This is a genomic window from Prauserella cavernicola, from assembly GCF_016595675.1.
In the GTDB taxonomy this organism is placed as follows: Bacteria; Actinomycetota; Actinomycetes; order Mycobacteriales; family Pseudonocardiaceae; genus Prauserella_A; species Prauserella_A cavernicola.
This window is the reverse complement of sequence record NZ_JAENJH010000003.1, coordinates 814,296-836,407: the sequence shown is the minus strand read 5'-3', so window position 1 is coordinate 836,407 and position 22,112 is coordinate 814,296. Positions and strand designations below refer to the sequence as shown.

At 70.8% G+C, this 22,112-nt stretch carries 25 protein-coding genes; 11 read left to right on the top strand and 14 right to left on the bottom strand.

Translation table 11 applies throughout. From position 1 onward, the window contains the following. Nucleotides 1-18: 18 nt before the first annotated feature. Nucleotides 19-405 carry a PPOX class F420-dependent oxidoreductase gene (locus tag JHE00_RS17430; protein ID WP_200319098.1) on the top strand — a complete coding sequence of 129 codons (387 nt, stop codon included), beginning with the start codon at nucleotides 19-21 and terminating at the stop codon, nucleotides 403-405. An 8-nt stretch (nucleotides 406-413) separates the two neighbouring features. Here the strand turns inward: JHE00_RS17430 and priA are convergent, their stop codons facing one another. Genes priA through JHE00_RS17405 form a run of 5 tightly spaced genes read right to left on the bottom strand, consistent with a single transcriptional unit; the run spans nucleotide 414 to nucleotide 4,550 of the window. After that, complete coding sequence (priA, locus tag JHE00_RS17425; protein ID WP_200319097.1) at nucleotides 414-1,151, bottom strand: bifunctional 1-(5-phosphoribosyl)-5-((5-phosphoribosylamino)methylideneamino)imidazole-4-carboxamide isomerase/phosphoribosylanthranilate isomerase PriA; 738 nt, start codon at nucleotides 1,149-1,151, stop codon at nucleotides 414-416. A 34-nt stretch (nucleotides 1,152-1,185) separates the two neighbouring features. Continuing rightward, nucleotides 1,186-1,815, bottom strand: a complete 630-nt coding sequence (gene hisH / locus JHE00_RS17420) for an imidazole glycerol phosphate synthase subunit HisH (RefSeq protein ID WP_200319096.1) — start codon at nucleotides 1,813-1,815, stop codon at nucleotides 1,186-1,188. Between the two features lie 9 nt (nucleotides 1,816-1,824). Further along, on the bottom strand, nucleotides 1,825-2,979 hold the full coding sequence (locus JHE00_RS17415) for an MFS transporter (RefSeq protein WP_200319095.1): 1,155 nt from the start codon (nucleotides 2,977-2,979) through the stop codon (nucleotides 1,825-1,827). 52 nt (nucleotides 2,980-3,031) lie between these two features. Next, the gene (locus JHE00_RS17410; protein WP_200319381.1) at nucleotides 3,032-4,039 is read right to left on the bottom strand and encodes a PHP domain-containing protein; all 1,008 of its coding nucleotides are present in this window, start codon (nucleotides 4,037-4,039) and stop codon (nucleotides 3,032-3,034) included. 10 nt (nucleotides 4,040-4,049) lie between these two features. After that, a complete protein-coding gene (locus JHE00_RS17405) occupies nucleotides 4,050-4,550 on the bottom strand; it encodes a metallophosphoesterase family protein (protein ID WP_200319094.1) in 501 nt (166 codons plus the stop codon). A gap of 232 nt (nucleotides 4,551-4,782) precedes the next feature. Here JHE00_RS17405 and JHE00_RS17400 point away from each other — a divergent pair, with 232 nt between their 5' ends. Together JHE00_RS17400 and JHE00_RS17395 are read left to right on the top strand one after the other, a co-directional pair. Further along, nucleotides 4,783-6,687 (top strand): VanW family protein, encoded by a 1,905-nt coding sequence (locus tag JHE00_RS17400; protein WP_200319093.1) that lies wholly within the window; start codon nucleotides 4,783-4,785, stop codon nucleotides 6,685-6,687. Between the two features lie 95 nt (nucleotides 6,688-6,782). Further along, nucleotides 6,783-6,974, top strand: coding sequence for a DUF5302 domain-containing protein (locus JHE00_RS17395; protein WP_200319092.1), 192 nt, complete (start codon nucleotides 6,783-6,785; stop codon nucleotides 6,972-6,974). Nucleotides 6,975-7,065: 91 nt separating this feature from the next. Here the strand turns inward: JHE00_RS17395 and JHE00_RS17390 are convergent, their stop codons facing one another. After that, complete coding sequence (locus tag JHE00_RS17390; RefSeq protein ID WP_200319091.1) at nucleotides 7,066-8,139, bottom strand: Glu/Leu/Phe/Val dehydrogenase dimerization domain-containing protein; 1,074 nt, start codon at nucleotides 8,137-8,139, stop codon at nucleotides 7,066-7,068. Between the two features lie 187 nt (nucleotides 8,140-8,326). After that, on the bottom strand, nucleotides 8,327-9,115 hold the full coding sequence (locus JHE00_RS17385) for a tryptophan 2,3-dioxygenase (protein WP_200319090.1): 789 nt from the start codon (nucleotides 9,113-9,115) through the stop codon (nucleotides 8,327-8,329). On the opposite strand from JHE00_RS17385, the gene JHE00_RS17380 reads away from it, so the two are divergent. Beyond that, nucleotides 9,114-9,761: a creatininase family protein gene (locus JHE00_RS17380; protein WP_200319089.1), complete on the top strand. Its 648-nt coding sequence runs from the start codon at nucleotides 9,114-9,116 to the stop codon at nucleotides 9,759-9,761. The two genes, JHE00_RS17385 and JHE00_RS17380, sit on opposite strands and share 2 nt — an antisense overlap. Here JHE00_RS17380 and JHE00_RS17375 read toward each other — a convergent pair. The 4 genes from JHE00_RS17375 to JHE00_RS17360 all read right to left on the bottom strand — a co-directional run bounded on the left by JHE00_RS17375 (nucleotide 9,733) and on the right by JHE00_RS17360 (nucleotide 13,313). Next, nucleotides 9,733-10,593 (bottom strand): lysophospholipid acyltransferase family protein, encoded by an 861-nt coding sequence (locus JHE00_RS17375; RefSeq protein ID WP_200319088.1) that lies wholly within the window; start codon nucleotides 10,591-10,593, stop codon nucleotides 9,733-9,735. The two genes, JHE00_RS17380 and JHE00_RS17375, sit on opposite strands and share 29 nt — an antisense overlap. Further along, nucleotides 10,590-11,360 carry a GNAT family N-acetyltransferase gene (locus tag JHE00_RS17370; protein WP_200319087.1) on the bottom strand — a complete coding sequence of 257 codons (771 nt, stop codon included), beginning with the start codon at nucleotides 11,358-11,360 and terminating at the stop codon, nucleotides 10,590-10,592. The genes JHE00_RS17375 and JHE00_RS17370 overlap by 4 nt, the downstream gene beginning before the upstream one ends. Nucleotides 11,361-11,550: 190 nt before the next feature. Continuing rightward, nucleotides 11,551-12,510 carry an electron transfer flavoprotein subunit alpha/FixB family protein gene (locus JHE00_RS17365; RefSeq protein WP_200319086.1) on the bottom strand — a complete coding sequence of 320 codons (960 nt, stop codon included), beginning with the start codon at nucleotides 12,508-12,510 and terminating at the stop codon, nucleotides 11,551-11,553. 17 nt (nucleotides 12,511-12,527) lie between these two features. After that, nucleotides 12,528-13,313: an electron transfer flavoprotein subunit beta/FixA family protein gene (locus JHE00_RS17360; RefSeq protein WP_200319085.1), complete on the bottom strand. Its 786-nt coding sequence runs from the start codon at nucleotides 13,311-13,313 to the stop codon at nucleotides 12,528-12,530. A 224-nt stretch (nucleotides 13,314-13,537) separates the two neighbouring features. Between JHE00_RS17360 and JHE00_RS17355 the strand changes: the two genes are divergently transcribed. The 4 genes from JHE00_RS17355 (at nucleotide 13,538) to JHE00_RS17340 (ending at nucleotide 16,933) form a co-directional block, all read left to right on the top strand. Further along, complete coding sequence (locus JHE00_RS17355; protein WP_200319084.1) at nucleotides 13,538-14,380, top strand: DegV family protein; 843 nt, start codon at nucleotides 13,538-13,540, stop codon at nucleotides 14,378-14,380. A 78-nt stretch (nucleotides 14,381-14,458) separates the two neighbouring features. Continuing rightward, nucleotides 14,459-14,641: a hypothetical protein gene (locus JHE00_RS17350; protein WP_200319083.1), complete on the top strand. Its 183-nt coding sequence runs from the start codon at nucleotides 14,459-14,461 to the stop codon at nucleotides 14,639-14,641. A 22-nt stretch (nucleotides 14,642-14,663) separates the two neighbouring features. Continuing rightward, nucleotides 14,664-15,431 carry a class I SAM-dependent methyltransferase gene (locus JHE00_RS17345; protein WP_200319082.1) on the top strand — a complete coding sequence of 256 codons (768 nt, stop codon included), beginning with the start codon at nucleotides 14,664-14,666 and terminating at the stop codon, nucleotides 15,429-15,431. Further along, nucleotides 15,428-16,933: a 1,4-alpha-glucan branching protein domain-containing protein gene (locus JHE00_RS17340; RefSeq protein ID WP_200319081.1), complete on the top strand. Its 1,506-nt coding sequence runs from the start codon at nucleotides 15,428-15,430 to the stop codon at nucleotides 16,931-16,933. Before JHE00_RS17345 ends, JHE00_RS17340 begins: the two co-directional genes overlap by 4 nt. Here the strand turns inward: JHE00_RS17340 and JHE00_RS17335 are convergent. Further along, nucleotides 16,930-18,678, bottom strand: coding sequence for a glycoside hydrolase family 2 protein (locus tag JHE00_RS17335; protein ID WP_200319080.1), 1,749 nt, complete (start codon nucleotides 18,676-18,678; stop codon nucleotides 16,930-16,932). The two genes, JHE00_RS17340 and JHE00_RS17335, sit on opposite strands and share 4 nt — an antisense overlap. Before the next feature lie 70 nt (nucleotides 18,679-18,748). Here JHE00_RS17335 and JHE00_RS17330 point away from each other — a divergent pair, with 70 nt between their 5' ends. Beyond that, nucleotides 18,749-20,002 (top strand): glycosyltransferase family 4 protein, encoded by a 1,254-nt coding sequence (locus tag JHE00_RS17330; protein WP_200319079.1) that lies wholly within the window; start codon nucleotides 18,749-18,751, stop codon nucleotides 20,000-20,002. Here JHE00_RS17330 and JHE00_RS17325 read toward each other — a convergent pair. Then, a complete protein-coding gene (locus tag JHE00_RS17325; protein ID WP_200319078.1) occupies nucleotides 19,999-20,454 on the bottom strand; it encodes a nuclear transport factor 2 family protein in 456 nt (151 codons plus the stop codon). The two genes, JHE00_RS17330 and JHE00_RS17325, sit on opposite strands and share 4 nt — an antisense overlap. Before the next feature lie 91 nt (nucleotides 20,455-20,545). Between JHE00_RS17325 and JHE00_RS17320 the strand changes: the two genes are divergently transcribed. Further along, nucleotides 20,546-21,121: a TetR/AcrR family transcriptional regulator gene (locus tag JHE00_RS17320; RefSeq protein WP_200319077.1), complete on the top strand. Its 576-nt coding sequence runs from the start codon at nucleotides 20,546-20,548 to the stop codon at nucleotides 21,119-21,121. 58 nt (nucleotides 21,122-21,179) lie between these two features. Here JHE00_RS17320 and JHE00_RS17315 read toward each other — a convergent pair whose 3' ends face one another. Next, a complete protein-coding gene (locus tag JHE00_RS17315) occupies nucleotides 21,180-21,572 on the bottom strand; it encodes a DUF5313 family protein (protein WP_200319076.1) in 393 nt (130 codons plus the stop codon). Nucleotides 21,573-21,609: 37 nt separating this feature from the next. Here JHE00_RS17315 and JHE00_RS17310 point away from each other — a divergent pair, with 37 nt between their 5' ends. Beyond that, nucleotides 21,610-22,059 carry a MarR family winged helix-turn-helix transcriptional regulator gene (locus tag JHE00_RS17310; protein WP_307831971.1) on the top strand — a complete coding sequence of 150 codons (450 nt, stop codon included), beginning with the start codon at nucleotides 21,610-21,612 and terminating at the stop codon, nucleotides 22,057-22,059. Nucleotides 22,060-22,112 lie beyond the last annotated feature (53 nt).

The window sequence follows — 22,112 nt, the reverse complement described above, 5'->3', positions numbered from 1 at the left end:
CCGGGCTACGTTGATCAGATGGGAGCCGAACTGCGCCGACTGGCCGACGAGAAGTACGTGCAGCTGACCACCTTCCGCAAGTCGGGCGACGCCGTGCCGACTCCGGTCTGGGCCGCGGAGGACGACGGCGAGCTCGTGCTGTTCAGCGGGCGCACCGCGGGCAAGGTGAAGCGGATCCGGCGCGAGCCGCACGTCGAGGTGGTGGCATGCGACCTCAGGGGCAGGGCCACCCACGGCGCCACCGTCACCGGTGTGGCGCGGATCCTCGACGACGACGCGTCCGAGCGCGTCCGCAGGGTCATCGCGCGCAAGTACGGCCTCAGCGGCACGATCACGATGTTCTTCAGCCGCCTGCGGGGCGGCTCGCAGCGCACCGTCGGAATCGCGGTGGCACTCGACGAGTGAGCGGGTGATCAGACCGCGGCGACCGCGGCCAGCGCCTCGGGCAGCGTGAACGCGCCCGCGTACAGCGCCTTGCCGACGATGGAGCCCTCGACGCCCTCGCCGGCCAGCCCGGCCAGCGCGACGAGGTCGTCCACACTGGACACTCCGCCGGAGGCGATGACGGGTGCGTCGGTGCGGGCGGTGACCTCGCGCAGCAGCTCGAGGTTCGGGCCGCGCAGCGTTCCGTCCTTGCTGACGTCGGTGACGACGTAGCGCTGGGCGCCGTCGCGGTCGAGCCGGTCGAGCACCTCCCAGAGGTCGCCGCCGTCCTGGGTCCAGCCGCGCGCGGCGAGACGGTGGCCCGCCTCGGTGATGCGCACGTCGAGGCCGATCGCGACGCGGTCGCCGTGCTCGGCCACCACCTTGGCGCTCCACACCGGGTCCTCCAGCGCGGCGGTACCGAGGTTCACCCTGCGAGCACCCGTGGCGAGCGCGGCGGCGAGCGACGCGTCGTCGCGGATGCCACCGGAGAGCTCCACCTGCACGTCGAGCTTGCCGACCACCTCGGCCAGCAGCTCACGGTTGGAGCCCTTGCCGAACGCGGCGTCGAGGTCGACCAGATGGATCCACTCCGCGCCGTCGCGCTGCCACTGCAGTGCCGCTTCGAGCGGCGAGCCGTAGGAGGTCTCGGTGCCGGCCTCGCCCTGGACGAGGCGAACCGCCTGTCCATCGGCGACGTCAACGGCGGGAAGGAGAGTGAAGGTCACCAGGCCACTATAAAAACCGCCGTCCGCGCTGGGCTCAGAGGGTGCGCAGCCAGTTCCGCAGCAGGTGTGCTCCGGCGTCGCCGGACTTCTCGGGGTGGAACTGCGTGGCCCACAGCGGGCCGTTCTCCACCGCGGCGACGAAGTCCTCGCCGTGGTGGCCCCACGTCACCGTGGGCTGCTGCCCGGCGAGCTCGGACTCCAGCTGCCAGGAACGCGCGGCGTAGGAGTGCACGAAGTAGAAGCGCGTGTCGGGGTCCAGTCCGGCGAACAGCTGCGAGTCGGCGGGCGCGCGCACGGTGTTCCAGCCCATGTGCGGCAGCACGTCGGCGTGGAGCCGGTCGACGATGCCGGGCCACTCGCCGGTGCCCTCGGCCTCGACGTCGTGTTCGACGCCACGCTCGAACAGGATCTGCATGCCGACGCAGATGCCCAGCACGGGCCGCCCGCCCGCGAGCCGGGTGCCGATGATCTTCTCGCCACCGACGGCGAGCAGGCCCTCGATGCACGCGGCGAACGCACCGACGCCCGGCACCACCAGGCCGTCGGCCTCCAGTGCGGTGTGCGGATCGGCCGTCACCTCGACGTCGGCGCCTGCCCGCTGCACGGCGCGTTCGGCGGAACGGAGGTTGCCGGACCCGTAGTCCAGGATCGCTACTCGAGGCACGCGTCCAGGTTAACCGGCGCGCCTGGCGAGCACGGCGACCGGCAGCAGCGCCGCGGCCGCGAGCGCGAGCAGGCCGAAGGCCGCGCCGAAGCTCGTCAGCGACACGACGGCGCCCACGGCGACGGCGCCGAGGCCCTGTCCCGCGTCGAAGGCGACGTTCCACGCTACGCTCGCCGCTCCCGCGCGGGCGCGGGCGAACATCGCCACCAGCGCGTCGTTCTGCACCACTCCGAAGCCGAGCCCGAAGACACCAACGGAGATGATCGCGAGCACGCCGTGATCGGCCAGGAGCGCGAAGCCCGCGAGTCCGACGGTGGCGACGGCGAGCCCCGCGGGCAGCATCCGCCCCGGGCCCGCGACCCGGTGGCCGACGTGCCCGGCGGCCCAGCGCGACAGCATCGCCACGCAGGGTGCGACGAACAGCGCCACGGCTGAGGCCGGTGAGGTCACCACGATGGGCAGGAACGTCGCGAGCGCACCGAAGCCCGTAGAGACCGCGAGCATCGGCAGCCACGGTTTCCACGTGGCGCCGACGAGCGCACCGAGCCCGGCGCCGGCTCCCGGTTCGTGCCGGGGCGGCAGCGTCGGCAGCAGCAGGAGCGGCCCGAGCGCGCACAGCGGCAGCACCGTCGCGAGCACGAACACCGGGGCGAAGCCCCACTGTTCGGCGACAGCCGTGCCGATGGGGAGCCCCGCGAGCTGCGGCACCCCGGCGGCGAGACCGTAGAGCCCCGAGCCCTTGGCGACCGAGCGCGAGGGCAGCAGCTCGGCGATGAGCGCGCTGCCGCACACGGTGAGCAGGCCGAAACCGATGCCGCGCAGCAGCGAGATGCCCAGGATCTCCCAGCCCTCGACCGACGGGATCAGCAACGGGGTCGGCACGCCGAGGAATAGCGCGCCCCAGACCATCACCGCGCGGTAGCCGTGGCGCCGGACGAGCGCGGACGTGGCGAACTGCGCGAGCACGGTGCTGGCCATGAACACGCCGGTGGCCGCTCCCGCGGTGAACGCGCCCGCGCCCTGCCGGACGGCCCACAGCGGCACGACGGGCAGCAGCAGCGAGTAGCCGGAGAAGGCGGCCGCGGAGGCAAGGAGAACGAGTCGGAAGTTCCGGTGCCGCAACGGCGACTCCGGCTTCCCGGGGAGTACCTGCGGCCGCGTCACGACACTGTTCTAGTACGCCCGTACCTGTTTGTAAACGCGTCCCAGCCGGTGGTCAGCCGCCGGCGGCCCAGGAGACCAGGTCATCGGCGTTCATGGCGTTCACCACGTCCGCGGCCCCGACGCCGCATTCGGTGGCGCGCACGCACCCGAACGGCAGCCAGCCGAGCTGTCCCGGCGCGTGCGCGTCGCTGTCGATCGAGAACCGGCAGCCGAGCTCCTTGGCGAGCCGCAGCAGCCTGCGCGGCGGGTCGAGCCGCTCGGGCCGGGAGTTGATCTCCACGGCGACGTCGTTGTCGCGGCACGCGGTGAACACGGCCTCGGCGTCGAACTGCGATTCCGGCCTGCCCCTGCCGGTGACGAGACGGCCCGTGCAGTGCCCGAGCACGTTCACCCGCGGGTTCGCCACCGCCGTGAGCATCCGCTCGGTCATCTCGGCGGCGGGCATGCGCAACAGCGAGTGCACGCTCGCCACCACCACGTCGAGCTCGGCGAGCAGCTCCGGTTCCTGGTCGAGCGTGCCGTCGGCGTGGATGTCCACCTCGATTCCGGTGAGGATGCGAAAGGGTGCCAGCTCGGCGTTGAGCTCGCGCACGAGGTCAAGCTGCCTGCGCAGCCGCTCCGCGCTCAGCCCGTTCGCGACCGTGAGCCGCGGCGAGTGGTCCGTCAGCACCACGTACTCGTGCCCGAGCGCCCTGGCGGCCTCGGCCATCTCGCCGATCGGGCTGCCGCCGTCTGACCAGTCGGAGTGGGTGTGGCAGTCGCCGCGCAACGCGGCGTGCAGCGCCCCGCCGTCGGGGATGCCGGGAGCACCACGCGACTCGAGGTCGGTCAGGTAGGCGGGCTCACGACCCGCCAGTGCATCCACGATCACGGCGGCGGTGGACTTGCCGATGCCGCTCAGCTGCGTCAGCGTGCCCTTGTCCGCGCGCTCGGCGAGCTCGCCCTCCGGCAGCTCGTCGGCCACCGAGGCCGCCCTGCGGAAGGCCCGCACGCGATAGCTGGGCTCGCCCGCGCGCTCCAGGTGCAGCGCGATCTGCTTCAGCACCTTCACCGGGTCCATCGGCATCCGGTCACCTCCGCGGCAGCTCGTGCAGTTCGACGTCGGCGAGCGCACCGGCATTGACGGTCGCCGTCAGGTAGGTGCAGTACGGCTGCCTGCGGCGGTCGGTCGGCGAGCCGGGGTTGAGCAGCCGGAGTCCACCGTCGGCGACGGAGTCCCACGGAATGTGACTGTGCCCGAAGACGAGCACGTCGGTGTCGGGAAAGTCGCGGGCACAGCGCTGTTCCCTGCCCTTCGCGGCGCCCGTCTCGTGCACCACGGCAAGCCGCAGGCCCTCCAGCTCCGCCCGCGCGACCTCGGGCAAGCGCCGCCGGAGCTGGGCGCCGTCGTTGTTGCCGAAGACGGCGATCAGCCTGCGGGAACGCCGCTCCAGCTCGTCGAGCAGGTCAGCGCTCACCCAGTCGCCCGCGTGCACCACGACGTCGGCCTCGGCGACCTCGTTCCACACCAGCTCGGGCAGGCGCTTGGCCCGCTGCGGCAGGTGGGTGTCGGCGATGATGAGCAGTCGCATGCCCGAATCCCCTCTTTTTGCGCAGCTCAGCGTAGCGCCGGACGGCAATCGAGACCGAATCGCTACATCTGCACCGGCAGGCGGTTACCCGTCACCCGGATGGCGCAAAAGTTGCTGACCACCTGCGCAGATCCCGGGAACGGGGGCCAGGGGGGCGAGTGCGGGAAGGCCGGTGGCGGCAACTATCTTGACGCGAGTCCTGGCCCGCACCGCCGGACGTGGAGGGGTTGTCTTGCCACAGGATCGCCAGTGGCCCGAGTCGCACGCCGAGCAGACCGATGTGCTGCCGGTAGTTCCCGCGCATCCAGGCGGCGGGCACAACGCGAACGAGGTCACGCAGCACATCGCGCCACAGCAGGGCGCCCATGATTTTCCCACGCAGCAGATCGCGGTGACTCCGCCAGGCCCGCCGGGGGACGGCGCCGGGGAGCAGGGCGACAAGGGCAAGGGCCGGTTCCGCAAGCCGATGCTCATCGGTGGCGCGGTCGTCGGCGTGCTCGCGGTCGCCTACTTCGCAGACCTGCTGGTCACCAGCGGTGACGTCCCGCGTGGCGTCATCGTCGCCGGCGTCGAGGTCGGTGGCCTCAGCCACTCGCAGGCCGAGGAGAAGCTGCGCTCCGAGCTCGAGCCGCGGCTGACCCAGCCCGTGCGCTACACCGCCGGCGACGTCGAGGACTCCTTCGACCCGAGGGAGGCCGGGCTCCGGCTGAACTGGACGGAGACGCTCGACCAGGCAGGCGACCAGCCGCTGAACCCGTTCACGCGCATCGGGTCGTTCTTCAGCGACCGCGAGGTCGGCGTGGTCACCGAGGCCGAGCCGAACCAGCTCGAGAACGCCATGACCGGGCTCAAGAACCGCGTCAACGAGAAGCCGGTCGAGGGCAACGTCGTCTTCGAGGGCGCGACGGCGAAGGCCGTCGAGCCGAAGGACGGCCAGGAGCTCGACGGCCCCGCGGCGCAGCGCAGGATCCTCGGAGGGTGGGCGTCCGGCACGCCGTTGAACCTGCCCGTCCAGAGCACGCCGGTGACCATCACCGAGGAAGCCGTGCAGGCGGCGCTGAAGGACATCGCGGAGCCCGCCGTCGCCAGCCCCGTGATCGTCCGCGGCGAAGGTGCCGACGGCACGCTCGAGCCGGAGGAGATCGCGGCCGGGCTCTCGTTCGCCGCGGAGGACGGCAAGCTCGTGCCCAAGATCGATCAGAAGAAGATCGTCGAGGGCGTCGGGCCCGACCTCGCTGGCACCGAGAAGGAAGGCAAGGACGCCGAGATCGTCTTCGACAGCGGCGCCCCGACGGTCGTGCCCTCCGAGGACGGCAACAAGATCAAGTGGGACGTCACGCTGAAGCCGCTGCTCGAGATCCTCAAGAAGGACGACAGCCGTGAGCTGACGGCGGAGTACGAGAAGAAGCCCGCCGAGATCACCACCGACGACGCCAACCAGCTCGGCGTCAAGGAGGTCATCGGCGAGTTCACGACGGGCGGCTTCAAGCCCGACTCGGGCGTCAACATCCGCACGGTGGCCGACGAGGTCAACGGCGCGATCGTGAAGCCAGGCGAGACGTTCAGCCTCAACAACCACACCGGTCCGCGCACCGAGGCCGAGGGCTACGTGCCCGCGGGCATCATCGAGGACGGCGCGCCCGGCGAGGCCGTCGGCGGTGGCATCTCGCAGTTCGCCACCACGCTCTACAACGCCTACTACTTCGCGGGCATGAAGGACGCGGGTCACCAGGAGCACAGCTACTACATCAGCCGCTACCCCGAGGGCCGCGAGGCGACGGTGTTCCAGAACCCCGACGGCTCCAGCGTCATCGACATCGCGTTCACCAACGACAGCGACACGGGCGTGGCCATCCAGACGGTGTGGACCGAATCGGACATCACGATCAAGCTGTGGGGCACCAAGCGCTACGACGTGGAGTCGGTGACGGGCGACCGGACCAACTTCGTGGATCCGGAGACCAAGGAAGGCCCCAAGGAAAACTGCCACGAGAGCAGCGGTTCGCCGGGCTTCACGGTCACCGACACTCGCATCATGCGCCAGGCCGGCACCGGCAACGTCGTGAGCGAGGAATCCAGGACCGTCAAGTACAACCCGCAGAACAACATCGTCTGCAAGGGCAAGCGCGGCGACTGAGCCGGGCACGTTCCCGACCGGAAAACGAGTAGCCGTGCGCGCTCGAGCCTGCCAGGCTGAGTGACGCACGGCTTTCGTCCGATCCGGGAGGTTCCATGACCGACTCAGCTCCGTCGAAGGACAGCGACGCTCCCGAGGACGACGTCAAGCGACGGTTCCGGGAGGCGCTGGAACGCAAGCAGGCCAAGGCGAAGGCGGGCTCGGCGCACGAGGACGTCGGCTCCAAGGTGAACCACGCCCACGGCCCCGCGGCTCACAAGCGCACCTTCCGCCGCAAGAGCGGCTGAGCCACAGACACACCACAGACGAACACGAGGCCCCCGGAACCACCGCGAGAGCGGAGCCGGGGGCCTCGTGTTCGTCTGGCGGCCGCCGGGGTCACACCGTGTGGATCGACCTCAGCCGCGAGATCTCGGCGATGCGGCGCTCGGCGAGCCGGTCGGCCGCGGTCGCCGGCGGCACGCCCTCGTCGGCAGCCAGCGCGAACACCGCCTTGGCCGTGTCGTAGAGCGCGGTGGTCTTGCGCTTGGCCCGTTCGAAGTCGAACCCGTGCAGCTCGTCGCTCACCTGGATGACGCCGCCCGCGTTGACCAGGTAGTCGGGCGCGAACAAGATGTCGCGCTCCGCCAGCAGTTTCTCGACGCCAGGGTGGGCGAGCTGGTTGTTGGCCGCGCCGCACACGACCTTCGCGCGCAGGGCGGGCACCGTGTCGTCGTCGAGCACCCCGCCGAGGGCGCACGGCGCGAAGACGTCGAGGTCCGAGCGCATGAGCGCGCCGGCGTCGGCCACCACGTCGACGCTGGGATAGGCGGCCTCCACGCGCTCGATGGCGCGGTCGCTGACGTCGGTCACCACGACGTCGCAGCCCGCCTCCACCAGGTGGCCAGCGAGCAGGTGCCCGACCTTGCCGACGCCCTCGATGCCGACCCGCCTGCCGCGCAGGTCCGGTGTGCCCCACACCCGCTCGGCGGAGGCGCGCATGCCCTGGTAGACGCCGTAGGCGGTGAGCACGGAGGAGTCGCCCGCACCACCGTCGTCGCGGGAGCGGCCGGTGACGAAGCGGGTCTCGCGCGCGATGACGTCCATGTCGCGCACGTAGGTGCCGACGTCGCACGCGGTGATGTAGCGGCCGCCGAGTGACTGCACGAACCGGCCGTAGGCGCGCAGCAGCGCCTCGGACTTGACGGTCTCCGGGTCTCCGATGATCACGGCCTTGCCGCCGCCGAGGTCGAGCCCCGCGAGCGCGTTCTTGTAGGCCATGCCCTTGGACAGCGCGAGCACGTCGTCGAGTGCGTCGGCTTCCGAGGCGTAGTGGTGGAAGCGGGTCCCGCCGAGCGCGGGCCCGAGCGCGGTCGAGTACACCGCGATGATCGCCTTGAGCCCGGTGTGGGCGTCGTGGCAGAAGACAACCTGCTCATGACCGCTTTCGCGGCCGAATACACCTTCGGTCACGGTGGTGACTCCCTTGTCATCCCCGGCTCACGGCTTGTGGACGCGGCCGGCGGCGCTGTCGGTTGTGTCGCGGGGACCGGCGAGAGAGGTCGTCTCGCGCTGATCACCGCTGAGGCTCAACTTAGGCTCGCCCTCGCGGAAAAGCCACCGCTTCGGCCAGGTTCGCCGGCTGTGGGGGCCGCTTCGGCTAGAGCTCGGCTCGCACCGCCCACAGGTCGGGAAACATCGGCGGCGACAGGGTGGTCCGCAGGTAGGCCGCTCCCGAGGAGCCACCCGTACCGGGCTTGTCGCCGATGGTCCGCTCGACCATCTTGACGTGGCGGTACCGCCATTCCTGCACTCCCTCGTCGAGGTCCACGAGGTGCTCGCACACCGAGGCCTCTCCGCCGTCGTCGCGGTAGACGCGCAGCAGAGTGGCCTGTACCTCTCGCGAGGGCGTGAGTGGAGCGCTCACGTCGGGCCGAGGCGGCGCCTCGTAGCCCTGCACTCGCAGGTAGGTGAGGAACGAGTCGAACAGCGAGGGGCGCGTCATCGCGGCGGCGACTCGCTCGCGCGCCTCGCTACCGGGCGGGTAGTGCTCGGCCACGACGGGATCGCGCCTGCCGAGCACGGCCTCCAGCTCGCGGAACTGCCCCGACTGGAAGCCACTCGCCGCGTCGAGGCGCGCCCGGAAGCTCGTGAACTGGCTCGGGGTCATCGTCTCCAGCACGTCGATCTGGGCCACCACGACCTTGAGGATCGTCAGCACTCGGCGCAGCGTGCGCACCGCGTGCGGGGTGTCGCCGTGCTCCAGCCGCCGCTGCAGGTACTCGAGCTCGTGCAGCAGCTGTTTGAACCACAGCTCGTACACCTGGTGGATGACGATGAACAACAGCTCGTCGTGTTCGGCCGAGCGCGGCCGCTGCGCGCCGAGCACCTCGGGCAGCGCCAAATAGGAGGTGTAGGTCAGCGCAGCGTGCTGGTCGCTCTCGCTCATGCTGAGTAGCTTAAGTGCCGTGTACTTCGCCGAGCTCTCGTCTCCGCAGGTAAAAGCTGTGCGAGACGGCACGCGATCACCGGTGTTGCTGCTGCCGGTCGGCGCGGTCGAACCGCACGGCTCGCACTCCCCGGTCTGCACCGATCGGCTCATCGCCACGGGTATGTGCGAACGCGCCGCGGCCAGGCTGGCAGGCGACGAGCACGTCCGCGCGCTGGTGCTGCCCGCCCTGTCCTACGGCGTGGCCCGGCCAGGTCCCGTGCCGTCGGGCGCCGTGCCGATCAGCCCCGAGACGTTGCAGGGCCTCGTGGTGGACGTGTGCACCGCGCTCGCGGGCCAGGGACTCCCCCGCATCGTCGTGGTCAACAGCCACCACGAACAGGCCCACCTGGCCGCGTTGGACCGGGCGGCCGACGTGGTGCAACGCCGCTGCGGACAGCGGCTCGTCCGCGTCGACCTCGACCGCCCCGAGGGCGACGCGCGCCGCTACGAGACCTCGCTCCTGCTCGCGGAACGGCCGGAGCTCGTGGACACCGAGCGGATCGAGGCCAGCGGCACCGAGGGCGCGGCCCTGTTCGAGGAGCTCACCACGATGCTGGTGGACGTGATCCGCAAGCTCACGTGCGCAGAGGAAGATCCGGCCTGACCGCCGGGGCGACCGGGATCCTCGGCAGCATTCCGGAGGTACCGAGTGCGGAGTGGACGGCGGCCTCGGCCAGCGCGGCCAGCTCGCGGCGGTCCGCGGCGCGGCCCGGTGCGATCTCCGGGCACACGAACACCTCGAGCACCAGCCCGCGCAGGCGCGCGACCCGCGACAGCGAGGCGATCAGCGACTCGGGGCCGATGAACGCGGGCAGTGTGGTCTCCCTGCCGTCGGCGAGCCGGTAGCGCAGCGCCACCGGACGCACGGGCACACCACCGTCGATCGCCGCCTGGAACGCCGCGGGACGGAACCGGCCCGACGCGCGGCCGCACCACGTGGTGCCCTCCGGCGTCACGTTCACGAGCGAGCCCGCGCGCAGCGACTCGGCGAGCTCCGCCACCGTCGAGGGCAATGTGGACAGTCGCTCGCGGTCGAGGAAGATGTTGCCGGATCGGGAAACCAGCCCGCCGAGCACCGGCCAGCTCGCGATCTCCTTCTTCGCGAGCGCGCGCATCGGGCGCACCGCGCTGACGCCGACGATGTCGAGCCACGAGACGTGGTTGTTCACCACGAGCGCGCCACGTCCCTCACCGTCGAGGCTGCCGTGCACCACGAGCCGCACGCCGAACGCGGCGAGCACACCGCGGAAGACGAGCCGCACGACGCGCTGCCGCCCCGGCAGCACCACGAGCAGCGGAGCGATGAGCAGCGCGGCGAACACCACCCCGATGGCGGCGCACAGCCGCGCCGTCCTGCGCGCCACGCCGACGGCGGGCGCGCCGGGCGTCAGGCATCCGTCGCCGCACGGCGAAGCGGGCATCCAGGCGTGGCTCACGGCTGCGTCCCGAGGAAGAACTTGAGGTAGCGCGCGTCCATCCGCTGCAGGTCGAGCAGCACGAAGAAGTCGGCGACGCCGAACGCGGGGTCGTGCGCGGGCGGACCGCACACCTGCGCGCCCAGCCGGACGTATCCCCTCAACAGCGGGGGAAGCACGGGCCGCGCGGGCCGGGCGATGTCGTCGCACTCCCACGGCCGCAGCGGGGTGACCCGGTGTGCCTCGTCGGCGTAGTGCCTGGTCCTGACCAGGTCCCAGACCCCGGCCGCGGTGCTGCCGCCGTCGTCGAGCGGAACCGACGCGCAGCCCACCAGGTAGCGGTGCCCGGACAACAGCATGTAGCGCGCGATGCCCGCCCACACCAGGCCCACGACAGCTCCGCTGCGGTGGGCGGCGTCGACGCACGAACGGCCGGTCTCGACCAGGGACGAGCGCAACCCGGCCAGGTTGGTCAGGTCGAACTCGGTGTCCGCGTAGAGCTTGCCAGCCTGGCCGACGCGGCCGGGCGGAAGCATCCGGTAGGTGCCGACGATCTCGCCGGTGCTGTCGTCGGTGACGACGAGGTGGTCACAGAACTGGTCGAAGTGGTCGTCGTCGATGCCCGCCTGGCTGGACTCGAGCGTGGCGCCCATCTCCTCGGCGAACACCCGGTACCGGAGCCGCTGGGCGGCCAGGACCTCGTCGTTGTCGTTGGCGACGAGCAGCGAGTACTTCGCCGTCCCCTCGCCCGTCCGGTCTGTGCTCACCAGAAGCTGCGACCTCGTCATGCCCCGAATGGTCGCGCCGCGAGGGAAACCACGAAGGGCTCCGGCCGTGACCGAAGGCTGCACAATGAGTTAATAGCGAGTTCTCAGGATTTTCTCAGCCTCACTGTGGCCACCCCGAACGCGGTGAAGGGCACCTTTACTGCGTTGAACGCGGTAAAGGTGCCCTTCACTTCAGGTCAGCCGGGAGCGGTCAGCCCTTGCGCTTGGCGACCTCGTCGGTGAGCTGCGGGGCGACGTTGAACAGGTCGCCCACCACACCGAAGTCGGCGATCTCGAAGATCGGCGCCTCGGCGTCCTTGTTCACCGCGACGATGGTCTTCGAGGTCTGCATGCCCGCGCGGTGCTGGATCGCGCCGGAGATGCCCAGCGCGACGTACAGCTGCGGCGACACGGTCTTACCGGTCTGGCCCACCTGGAACTGGGCCGGGTAGTAGCCGGAGTCCACCGCGGCACGCGAGGCGCCGACGGCCGCGCCGAGCGAGTCGGCCAGCTTCTCGATGACGTCGAACTTCTCCGCGGAGCCGACACCGCGACCACCGGAGACGACGATCGACGCCTCGGTGAGCTCGGGGCGGTCCCCGCCGACGACCGGCTCGACGCCGGTGATCTTCGCGGACTTGGCGGCGTCCACCGCGGGCAGCGACACGGTCTCCTCGGCCGCGGCGCCGTCGGCGGCCTCGGCCTCGACGCCGCCGGGGCGGACCGAGATCACCGGGGTGCCCTTGGCGGCCTTGGCCTTCACGGAGAAGGCGCCACCGAAGATGGACTGGTCCACCGAGCCGTCGGAGTTGATGCCGACCGCGTCGACGAGCAGCCCGCCACCGAGGCGGATCGCGAGCCTGCCCGCGACCTCCTTGCCTTCGGACGTGGCGGCCACGAGCACAGCGGCGGGCGAAGCCTGCTCCGCGACAGCCGACAGCGCGTCGACCTTCGGGGTAACGAGGTAGCCGTTCGCGTCGTCGGACTCGGCGACGTAGACCTTCGCGGCGCCGTAGGACGCCAGCGAGTCCTTCACCTTGCCCGCCGTACCGGGAGCGCCGACGACGACCGCGGACGGCTCGCCGAGGGCGCGGGCGGCGGTCAGCAGCTCGTAGGTGACCTTCTTGACCTCACCGTCGACGTGGTCGACGAGCACCAGTACTTCAGCCATGAGTTCGTCTCCTTGTCTCAGATGAGCTTCTGGCCGACCAGGTACTCGGCGACCTTCGAGCCACCGTCACCCTCGTCCTCGACTCGCTGGCCCGCGGTGCGCGGGGGCTTCGGCGAGGCCTCCAGCACGGTGGACCAGGCGCTGCCGAGGCCGACCTCGCCCGCGTCGACACCCAGGTCGGCGACGGTGAGGGTCTCCACCGGCTTCTTCTTGGCGGCCATGATGCCCTTGAACGAGGGGTACCGCGGCTCGTTGATCTTCTCGGTGACGCTCACGACGGCGGGCAGGCTCGCCTCGACGTGCGTGATGCCGTCCTCGGTCTCGCGGTCGACCTTGATGCTGGTCCCCTCGACCGTCACCTGACGCGCGTGGGTCAGCTGCGGGACGCCGAGCAGCTCGGCGAGCATCGCGGGGATGGCACCGCCGCGGCCGTCCGAGGCCTCGTTACCGGCGATCACCAGGTCGTACGAGTCGACCTTGCCGAGCGCGGCGGCGATGACCTTGGCGGTGGCCACCATGTCGGAGCCGTGCAGCGATTCGTCGGAGACGTGAATCGCCTTGTCGGCGCCCATCGACAGGGCCTTGCGGATGGCGTCGGTGGCGCGGTCGGGACCGACGGACAGGACGGTCACCTCGCCCTCACCGGCCTCCTTGATCTTGAGCGCCTCCTCCACGGAGCGCTCGTTGATCTCGTCGATCACCGCGTCTGCGGACTCCCGGTCCAGGGTGTGGTCACTGTCGGAGAGCTTGCGCTCCGAGTACGTGTCCGGCACCTGCTTGACCAGGACAACGATGTTGGTCATGGATCTCCTTAGGCGCACGCAGGGCGTTACTGGGCGGTAGATTATTCGCAAATCCCGTGGTTGGCGCCCCGAGGTGACGGCGTTCACCTGGATTCGCGACTTACTGGGACCATAGTCCCAATAACGGGACCATTGCAGGAAGGCTACGACGAGTGCTCGACCCGCCGCCGAAAGTCGCAAGAGACTACTTCTAATGGGTGGAAGCAGGGGTTAGCCTCCGGGACGTGCCCGTTGCAGTGATCACCGACTCGACCGCCTGTATCCCCGAACAGCTGGCGGCCCAGTGGGGCATCTCCGTCGTCCAGGTCCAGCTCGTGGCCGGCGACCGGATCGACGACGAAGGCCGGTTCGACCGGGCCGAGTTGATCGAGATGCTGCGCGCGGGGCGCACCGTCAGCACGAGACCGCCGGACCCCGGCGCCTTCTTCTGGGCCTACCAGGACGCCGTGAGCGCGGGCGCCGACGCCATCGTCAGCCTGCACATCTCCAGCAAGCTCTCGGGCACCATCGACGCGGCGCGCGAGGCGGCGCAGCAGGTCAAGGTTCCCGTGTACGTGCTCGACAGCGGCACGACGAGCATGAGCCTTGGCTTCGCCGCGCTCTCCGCTGCCCGCACCGCCGCCGCGGGCGGGCAGGTGCAGCGCGTGATGGAGGTCGCCGACCGCAGGGTCAGGGCGAGCAGCGAGCTCATCTACGTCGACACCCTCGAGTACCTGCGCAGAGGCGGGCGGATCGGCGCCGCGCAGGCACTGCTCGGCTCCGCGCTGTCGATCAAACCGCTGCTCACGGTGCAGAACGGCGAGGTCGCGCCACTGTCCCGCGTTCCGGGAGCCAAACGGGCTCTCGGCAAGCTCGCCGACCTCGCGGTACGGCGCGCGGGCGAGCACAAGGTCGACATCGCGGTGGCGTGCGCGACGCCGTCGGACCGGGAGCTGACATTGGTCCAGCAGCTGCGCCACCGGGTCCCCGCGCTGGGCGAGATCATGCTGGTCCAGGCCAGCACGGTGATCGGCGCGCACGTCGGCCCCGGCGCGCTCGGCATCACCGTCTCGCCACTGGCGTCCTGACGGGAACCGCACGCGGGGTGGGCTACGTTGGATACTCGACCCGGAACCGGACAATCGAGCCACGCCGAGAGGACCACGATGGCATCGCTGTTCAACAAGGTGGCCCGTTTCGCGAAGAGCCCGCAGGGCAGGCGGATGATCTCCGAGGCAAAGCGAATGGCCAAGGACCCGCAGAAGCGGCAACAGGCCAAGGACGCGCTGGGCAAGCTGCGGGGCAAGGGCGGCTCAGACGGCGGCACACCGCCGTCCCGGCCGCACTGACGCTCGCCGCTACCCTCGGCGCGTGACGTCGACACGCGCCGAGGCCCTGCACCTCACCGGTGAGCGGACCGTGCCGGGAGTGCCGGAGGAGAACTACTGGTACACCCGCCACGAAGCCGCCTACCTGGCGTTGCTGCCCTACTGCTCCAATGCCGTCGTGCTCGAGGCCGGCTGCGGTGAGGGCTACGGCGCCTCGCTGATCGCCGAGCACGCCGCGCGCGTGCTCGCGCTCGACTACGACGAACAGACCACAGCTCACGTCAAACGTCGCTATCCCCGCATCGATCCGGTGCGTGGCAACCTGGCCTTCCTGCCCGTGGCGGAGGGCACCATCGACGTCGTCGCCAACTTCCAGGTGATCGAGCACCTCTGGGACCAGGACGGCTTCCTCGCCGAATGCGCCAGAGTGCTGCGTCCCGGTGGCCGGCTGCTCGTCACCACACCCAACCGGCTCACGTTCACTCCCGACAGCGACACTCCGCTGAATCCCTACCACACCAGGGAACTCGCACCGTCCGAACTGGACAATCTACTGCGCGACTCCGGGTTCGAGGTGGAGTTGGTGCACGGTCTGCACCACGGGCCCGGGGTACGCGCGCTCGACGAGCGCTACGGCGGGTCGATCATCGACGCTCAGCTCGACGTCGTACTGGGCAGTCTGCCCGGGCAGGCGAGCTGGCCCGAGGCGCTGCTCGCCGACGTCACCGCCATCACGGCCGCCGACTTCGCGATCCACGGCGCCGATCTGGACGCGAGCCTCGACCTGGTCGCCGTGGCGGTGCGCCCGTGAACGAGCGCGAGGGAACGTTCTGCCTGGTCCTGCACAGCCACCTGCCGTGGCTGGCCCACCACGGCAGCTGGCCCGTTGGCGAGGAATGGCTCTACCAGGCGTGGGCGCACTCGTACCTGCCGGTCGTGGACCTGTTGCGGCGCTTCGCCGACGAGGGCAGGCGCGACGTGCTCACACTCGGCGTCACGCCCGTGCTCGCCGCGCAGCTCGACGATCCGTACAGCCTGAGGGCGTTTCACGACTGGCTCGGCCACTGGCGACTGCGCGCGGAGCACGCGGCGACGTTGTGGCCTGGGGACCCGTTGCTGTCCGACCTCGCCGCCGCCGAGCACCGCACCGCAATGGGCGCACTCGACGAGTTCGAAGGCCGCTGGCGCCACGGTTTCTCCCCGATTCTGCGCTCGCTTGTGGACAGTGATGTCGTGGAGCTGCTCGGTGGCCCGCTGACGCATCCCTTCCAGCCGCTGCTGGACGAGCGCGTGCGCTCGTTCGCGCTGAGCGGCGGCCTCTCCGACACCGCGCTGCGCACCGGCCGCAGGCCTGAGGGCATCTGGGCTCCCGAATGCGGGTACGCGCCCGGCATGGAACGCGGTTACGCCGACGCGGGCGTGCGGCGGTTCCTCGTCGACGGTCCCTCGCTGCGCGGGGACACCTCCGCGGCGCGCATGGTCGGCGAGTCCGACGTGGTGGCCTTCGGCCGAGACCTCGAGGTCACCTACCGCGTGTGGTCGCCGAAGGCGGGATACCCGGGACACGCGGCCTACCGCGACTTCCACACGTGGGCGCACGAGGTGGGCCTCAAGCCCTCGCGCGTCACCGGCAAGCACATCGAACCCGCGGACAAGGCGCCCTACGATCCCGCGCTCGCGGCGGACACGCTGCGCCTGCACGTGAAGGACTTCGTGGACACCGTCGTCACCAGGCTGCGCGAGCTGCGTGCCCAGCACGGACGGGAGGCGCTCGTGGTGGCCGCCTACGACACCGAGCTGTTCGGCCACTGGTGGCACGAGGGTCCCGCCTGGCTGGAGGGCGTGCTGCGGGCGCTGCCGGAGGCCGGCGTGCGGGTGACGACCCTGCGCGGCGCCGTCGAGGCAGGCCACGTCGCCGGGCCCGTCGAGCTGCCCGCGTCGTCGTGGGGCTCCGGCAAGGACTGGCGAGTCTGGGACGGCGAGCAGGTGGCCGACATGGTGGCCGCCAACGCGGAGCTGCAACGGCGGCTGCTCGCCGTGGACGTGGCGGGGCAGGGCCGGGACGCGGTGGCCGACCAGCTGGTCACCGAGGCGCTACTGGCTCTGTCGAGCGACTGGGCGTTCATGGTCACCAAGGACTCCGCCGCCGACTACGCGCGCAGGCGCGCGAGCGAGCACACCGCGCGCTTCGACGAACTGGTCCGCCTGCGCGCGGCGGGTGACCCGAACGCGACGGCCAGGGCCGCCGCGTTCGGTGCGCTGGCGCGGCCGTTCGGCCACCTCGACGCGCGCGGACTCGGCGGGAACGCTTAGTCTGCGCGATCGACCGCGCCCGCGGCGATCACCGCGCGGTTGCGCTCGGCGGCCACGGACAGCGTCACCTTCACGATCCTGCGGTCGTAGGTCAGCAGTCCGTTGACCTCGTTCTCGACGTCGGTGGTCTGCGTGTAGATGGCACCGGAGAGCCCGAGCCCGCGCACGACCGTCTCCAGGTCCTCGCTGACCTCCGCGTAGCGCCGGGTCAGCTCGTCCTGGGTCGTCGTCATCTCGTAGGCCATCGGCTCACCGGGCCAGACGTGGCCCTCGAGCACCAGCCCGAGTCCGCCGTACTCGCCGTCGACGGTCGCGCGGTGGTCGTGCACCAGCGGCCGTCCCGGTCCGACGTAGGTGTGGTCGTCGTAGACGTCGCCCGCGCCCGAGTCGGGGTGGGAGTGGCAGCAGTTGACGCCGCTGTCGGCGACCACGAGCCGAGCCGGGTCCATCTCCTTGAGCTCCTTGGCGACGCGCGCGGTGTCGTACTCGCCCCAGCCCTCGTTGAACGGGACCCACGCGACGATCGAGGTGACTCCGCGCAGCTGCGTGACGATCGCGGCCAGCTCCGCCTCGAACCGGCGCTGCGAGACCTCCACCGGCGCCGCCTGCGGCCCTGGCGGGTTGTCCAGCACCACCGGCAACGACGGAATGTCCTGCCACACCAGCAATCCGAGCCGATCGGTCCAGTAGTACCAGCGAGCGGGCTCCACCTTGGCGTGCTTGCGGACCGTGTTGAAGCCGAGCTCTCTGGTCTGCTCCAGGTCGAACCGCAGCGCCTCGTCGGTCGGCGCGGTGTAGATCCCGTCCGGCCAGTAGCCCTGGTCGAGCGGGCCGTGCTGAAAGGTGATGCGCCCGTTCAGCGCGATCCGGGGCCTGCCCTCGGTGTCGCGAACCAGGCCCACCGTGCGCAGGCCCGCGTAGCTCGTGACCTCGTCCACCACGGCGCCGTCCTCGCCGAGCACCCGCACGAGCAGGTCGTACAGGTACGGGTCGTCGGGGCTCCACAGGCGCGGGTGCGCGACGTCGAGCCGGATCGGCTCGCCGGGGTCACCACTCGCGCGGGCCACCTCCGCGCCGCCAGGTTCGGCGGCCACGACCTCCACCCGCTGCCCCGCCGGGCGCGCGACGTGCGCGGTGACGTCGAGACCGCGCAGGTCGGAGCCGATGTCGAGGCGCTCGACGTGCACCGGCGGCACGGCCTCCAGCCACACCGTCTGCCAGATGCCGGACGTACCGGTGTAGAGGATCCCGGCGGGCTGGTTGGCCTGCTTGCCGACCGGGAACGTGCCGCGGTTGCCCTCGTCGTCGGCGCGCACCACCAGCTCCTGCTCACCGTCGGGCCGCAGGACGTCGGTGATGTCGGCGTGGAAGGCCGAGTAGCCGCCCTCGTGCCGCGCGACGAGCTGGTGGTTCACCCACACCGTCGCCACCTGGTCGACGGCACCGAAGTGCAGCAGCACCCGTCCCGACCGCCAGCCGGGCGGCACCTCGAAGGTCCGGCGGTACCAGAGCCGCTCGGCGGGCCTGCCGATGCCGGACAGCGCCGACTCGGGCGGGAACGGCACGAGGATCTGCTCGCCCCGGTGTTCCTGGCCATCGGCCGAGCGGCTGGAGAACTCCCACCGGCCGTTGAGGTTGAGCCAGTGCTCACGCACCAGCTGGGGCCTCGGATAGTCGGGCAGGACCCGGCCGTCCTGCTCTGCTCGATCGGTCCACGGTGTCGAAAGCACTGGTGGTGTCGTCATCGTCTTCGATAGTGGCAGAGCAACGCGGACGTGTCGCACACCTGATGCGACTCGTGAGTAACCTCCACCTATGCGCGTGCTGATGCTCTCGTGGGAGTACCCGCCGGTGGTGGTCGGTGGGCTCGCCCGGCATGTCCACGCACTGGCTCGGCATCTGGTGCAGGGCGGGCACGACGTGACCGTGCTGTGCCGGCACGTCGCGGGGACCGACGCCGAGACGCATCCGGCGACCGACCGCGTCGTGGAGGGCGTGCGGATCATCCGGGTGGCCGAGGACCCGATGCACGTGACCTTCGAACGCGACCTGGTCGCGTGGACGCTCGCGATGGGCCACGCGATGGTGCGCGCGGGCAACGACCTCCTGCGGACCTGGCGGCCCGACGTGGTGCACGCGCACGACTGGCTGGTCACGCATCCCGCGATCGCGCTCGCCGACGCCGCGCGTGTGCCGCTGGTGGGCACCATCCACGCCACCGAGGCGGGCAGGCACTCCGGCTGGCTCTCGCACGCGCTCAACCAGCAGGTGCACTCGGTCGAATGGTGGCTGGCCAACCGCTGCGACGAGCTGATCACGTGCTCACAGGCGATGCGCAGCGAGGTGGCACACCTGTTCGAGGTCTCCCCCGGCGGCATCACCGTGATCCACAACGGCATCGAGGAACGCACGTGGCGCGTGCCGGCCGACGAGATCGCGCTGGCCCGTGAGAAGCACAGCTCGGGCGGCGCGCCGCTGCTGCTCTACTTCGGCAGGCTCGAGTGGGAGAAGGGCGTGCAGGACCTGGTGGCCGCACTGCCGTCGATCCGCAAGCGCCACCCGGGCACCCGGCTGGTGGTGGCAGGCAAGGGAAGGCATCTCGACGAGCTCGTCGAGCAGGCCCGCAAGCTGCGGCTGGTGCGCGCGGTGGACTTCGTCGGGCACCTGTCGGACCGCGAGCTGCGGGCCGTGCTGGCGGCGTCCGACGCCGTGGTGCTGCCCAGCAGGTACGAGCCGTTCGGCATCGTCGCGTTGGAGGCCGCCGCCGCGAAACGCCCACTGGTGGCGTCCACGGCGGGCGGGCTCGGCGAGGTGGTGCTGCACGGCGAGACCGGGCTGGCATTCGAGCCGGGTGATGTCCCCGCCATCGCCTCGGCGGTGGACACCGTGCTCGCCGACGCCGACGCGGCCGGGGTGCGAGCGCAGGCGGCGCAATCGCGCCTGGCGGCCGACTTCGACTGGGCGCGGATCGCGGCGGCCACGGCACGGGTCTACCGCAGGGCGAGGGTCGGCGAGCAGCAGGTGCTCGGCAGGCCGAAGATCGCCACGGGCAACGCCTTCGAGCCCTAGAACACGGGCAACAGCAGGCCGTGCTCGCTCTCCGGCCTCGGACCGCGGATGCGCCGTTGTGACTCGTCGATGCGGTGGTCGTTGATGCTCGCCTCCCGGCGGCGCATCAGTCCGTCGTCACTGAACTCCCAGAGCTCGTTGCCGTAGCTGCGCCACCACTGCCCCGAGGCGTCGTGGCACTCGTACTGGAACCGCACCGCGATGCGGTTGCCGCGGAAGCCCCACAGTTCCTTGCGCAGCGCGTAGTCCAGCTCGCGCTCCCACTTGTCGCGCAGGAACTCCACGATCCGCGCGCGTCCGACGACGTGGCGATCGCGGTTGCGCCACACGGAATCCTCGGTGTAGGCGAGCGCGACGCGTTCGGGGTCGCGGGTGTTCCAGGCGTCCTCGGCGGCCTGGACCTTCTTCGCCGCGGTGCTCTCGTCGAACGGGGGAAACGGGGGACGCGACATGGTCTCACTCTCCACGCTCGGAGGAGAACCATCGTTCTCCACTGGCCGTCTAGGCTAGAGAACGTTGGTTCTCCGCACCAGGGGTGAGCACATGGATCTCGACGAAGCCACCACACGACTGCTCGACGCCGCCGAGCACGAGTTCTACGGACGCGGCATCCACACCGTCGGCATGGACACGATCCGCGCGCGTTCCGGCGTCTCGCTCAAGCGGCTGTACCAGTGCTTCCCGTCGAAGGAGAACCTCGTCGAGGCCTACCTGGCGCGCCGCGATGAGCGGTGGCGGCGCTCGCTGGCCGATCACGTCGAGCGCCACGCACGCACGCCCGACGAGGCTCCGCTCGCGGTGTTCGACTGGCTGCACGAGTGGTTCGGCGAGGACGGCTTCCGCGGCTGCGCGTTCATCAACTCCTTCGGCGAGCTGGGCGCGACCTCACCCCGCGTCGCCGCCGTCGACCGCGCGCACAAGGACGCGCTGCGCGAGTACCTGCGCGGGCTCACGGCCGCGCTCGACGTCGCCGACCCGGACGCGCTCGCCGACCAACTGCTGACCCTCGTGGAGGGAGCCACGGTGATCGCCGCGATGTCGGGCGAGCCGACCGCGGCCCACCCGGCCCGCAACGCGGCGGAAACCCTGCTGGCCGCGGCACTGCGCCCACTGCGGTGAAGGGCACCTTTACTGCGTTCAATGCAGTAAAGGTGCCCTTCACCGCACGCGGGGTGGCTCAGTTGCGGTAGCGGGCCACGTAGCGGGCGTGGGCCTCGGCCTCGAGGGCGTCCTTCGCCGCGTTGCGGGTCGCGCGCCCGGAGCCGTAGCGGTAGCCGTGCTTGACGAGCTTGTGCTCGCAGCTCTCCTCCAGGTAGGCCAGCGAGTAGAAGTATCCGACCAGCAGCGCCATGAGACACAACGAGAGGCGCAGCCCGAGCGGCCCCGGCAGCAGCAGCCACACCGACGACAGCGGCAGCACCAGCAGCGAGCTGCGCGCCGCCCCGCGCAGGAACCAGGTGCGCGTGGTGACATCGCGCAGCACCCACTCGCGCAGGTGGTCGGGCAGTCTGCCGCCCGCCGCGTACCTGAGCCACTGCACCGGGTTCGGTCGCCTCACCATGCTTAACATACTAACCATTAGTGCACTAACTGATAAGGTGAGCTGCGTGACGGACATCGACCTCGGCGACGACCCGCTGGCACTGGACCGGCAGGTCTGCTTCGCCCTGTCCGTCGCCTCGCGCAGCGTCATCGCGATCTACCGGCCCCTGCTGGAACCGTTCGGGCTGACCCACCCGCAGTACCTCGTGCTGCTCGCGTTGTGGGAGCGCTCGCCGAGATCGGTCAGGGACCTGAGCCAGACACTGCGCTCGGAGCCCGCGACGCTGTCCCCGCTGCTCAAGCGACTCGAGGCACTGGGTTACGTCACCAGGCAGCGCAACACCAGCGACGAACGCTCCCTGGCCGTGGCGCTCACCGAACAGGGCCGGGAGCTGCGCCGGGAGGCCGAGAAGATCCCGTACAAGGTCGTCGAGCGCCTCGGCATGGAACTGTCGGAGCTGGAGGACCTCCACCGGGCCCTCTCCCGGGTTCTGGAGGCCACCCGGACGCGGTGAAGGGCACCTTTACCGCGTTGAACGCAGGAAAGGTGCCCTTCACCGCGGTTGCG

What these genes read in the sequence shown, in the direction of transcription:
- JHE00_RS17405 (WP_200319094.1), bottom strand. Translation starts at nt 4,550, where the DNA reads ATGCGACTGCTCATCATCGCCGACACCCACCTGCCGCAGCGGGCCAAG.
- JHE00_RS17370 (WP_200319087.1), bottom strand. Translation starts at nt 11,360, where the DNA reads ATGACGAGGTCGCAGCTTCTGGTGAGCACAGACCGGACGGGCGAGGGG.
- JHE00_RS17430 (WP_200319098.1), top strand. Translation starts at nt 19, where the DNA reads ATGGGAGCCGAACTGCGCCGACTGGCCGACGAGAAGTACGTGCAGCTG.
- JHE00_RS17385 (WP_200319090.1), bottom strand. Translation starts at nt 9,115, where the DNA reads ATGAGCGAGAGCGACCAGCACGCTGCGCTGACCTACACCTCCTATTTG.
- JHE00_RS17315 (WP_200319076.1), bottom strand. Translation starts at nt 21,572, where the DNA reads ATGTTAAGCATGGTGAGGCGACCGAACCCGGTGCAGTGGCTCAGGTAC.
- JHE00_RS17410 (WP_200319381.1), bottom strand. Translation starts at nt 4,039, where the DNA reads ATGGACCCGGTGAAGGTGCTGAAGCAGATCGCGCTGCACCTGGAGCGC.
- JHE00_RS17330 (WP_200319079.1), top strand. Translation starts at nt 18,749, where the DNA reads ATGCGCGTGCTGATGCTCTCGTGGGAGTACCCGCCGGTGGTGGTCGGT.
- JHE00_RS17320 (WP_200319077.1), top strand. Translation starts at nt 20,546, where the DNA reads ATGGATCTCGACGAAGCCACCACACGACTGCTCGACGCCGCCGAGCAC.
- JHE00_RS17350 (WP_200319083.1), top strand. Translation starts at nt 14,459, where the DNA reads ATGGCATCGCTGTTCAACAAGGTGGCCCGTTTCGCGAAGAGCCCGCAG.
- JHE00_RS17335 (WP_200319080.1), bottom strand. Translation starts at nt 18,678, where the DNA reads ATGACGACACCACCAGTGCTTTCGACACCGTGGACCGATCGAGCAGAG.
- JHE00_RS17380 (WP_200319089.1), top strand. Translation starts at nt 9,114, where the DNA reads ATGCTGAGTAGCTTAAGTGCCGTGTACTTCGCCGAGCTCTCGTCTCCG.
- JHE00_RS17395 (WP_200319092.1), top strand. Translation starts at nt 6,783, where the DNA reads ATGACCGACTCAGCTCCGTCGAAGGACAGCGACGCTCCCGAGGACGAC.
- JHE00_RS17365 (WP_200319086.1), bottom strand. Translation starts at nt 12,510, where the DNA reads ATGGCTGAAGTACTGGTGCTCGTCGACCACGTCGACGGTGAGGTCAAG.
- JHE00_RS17360 (WP_200319085.1), bottom strand. Translation starts at nt 13,313, where the DNA reads ATGACCAACATCGTTGTCCTGGTCAAGCAGGTGCCGGACACGTACTCG.
- JHE00_RS17325 (WP_200319078.1), bottom strand. Translation starts at nt 20,454, where the DNA reads ATGTCGCGTCCCCCGTTTCCCCCGTTCGACGAGAGCACCGCGGCGAAG.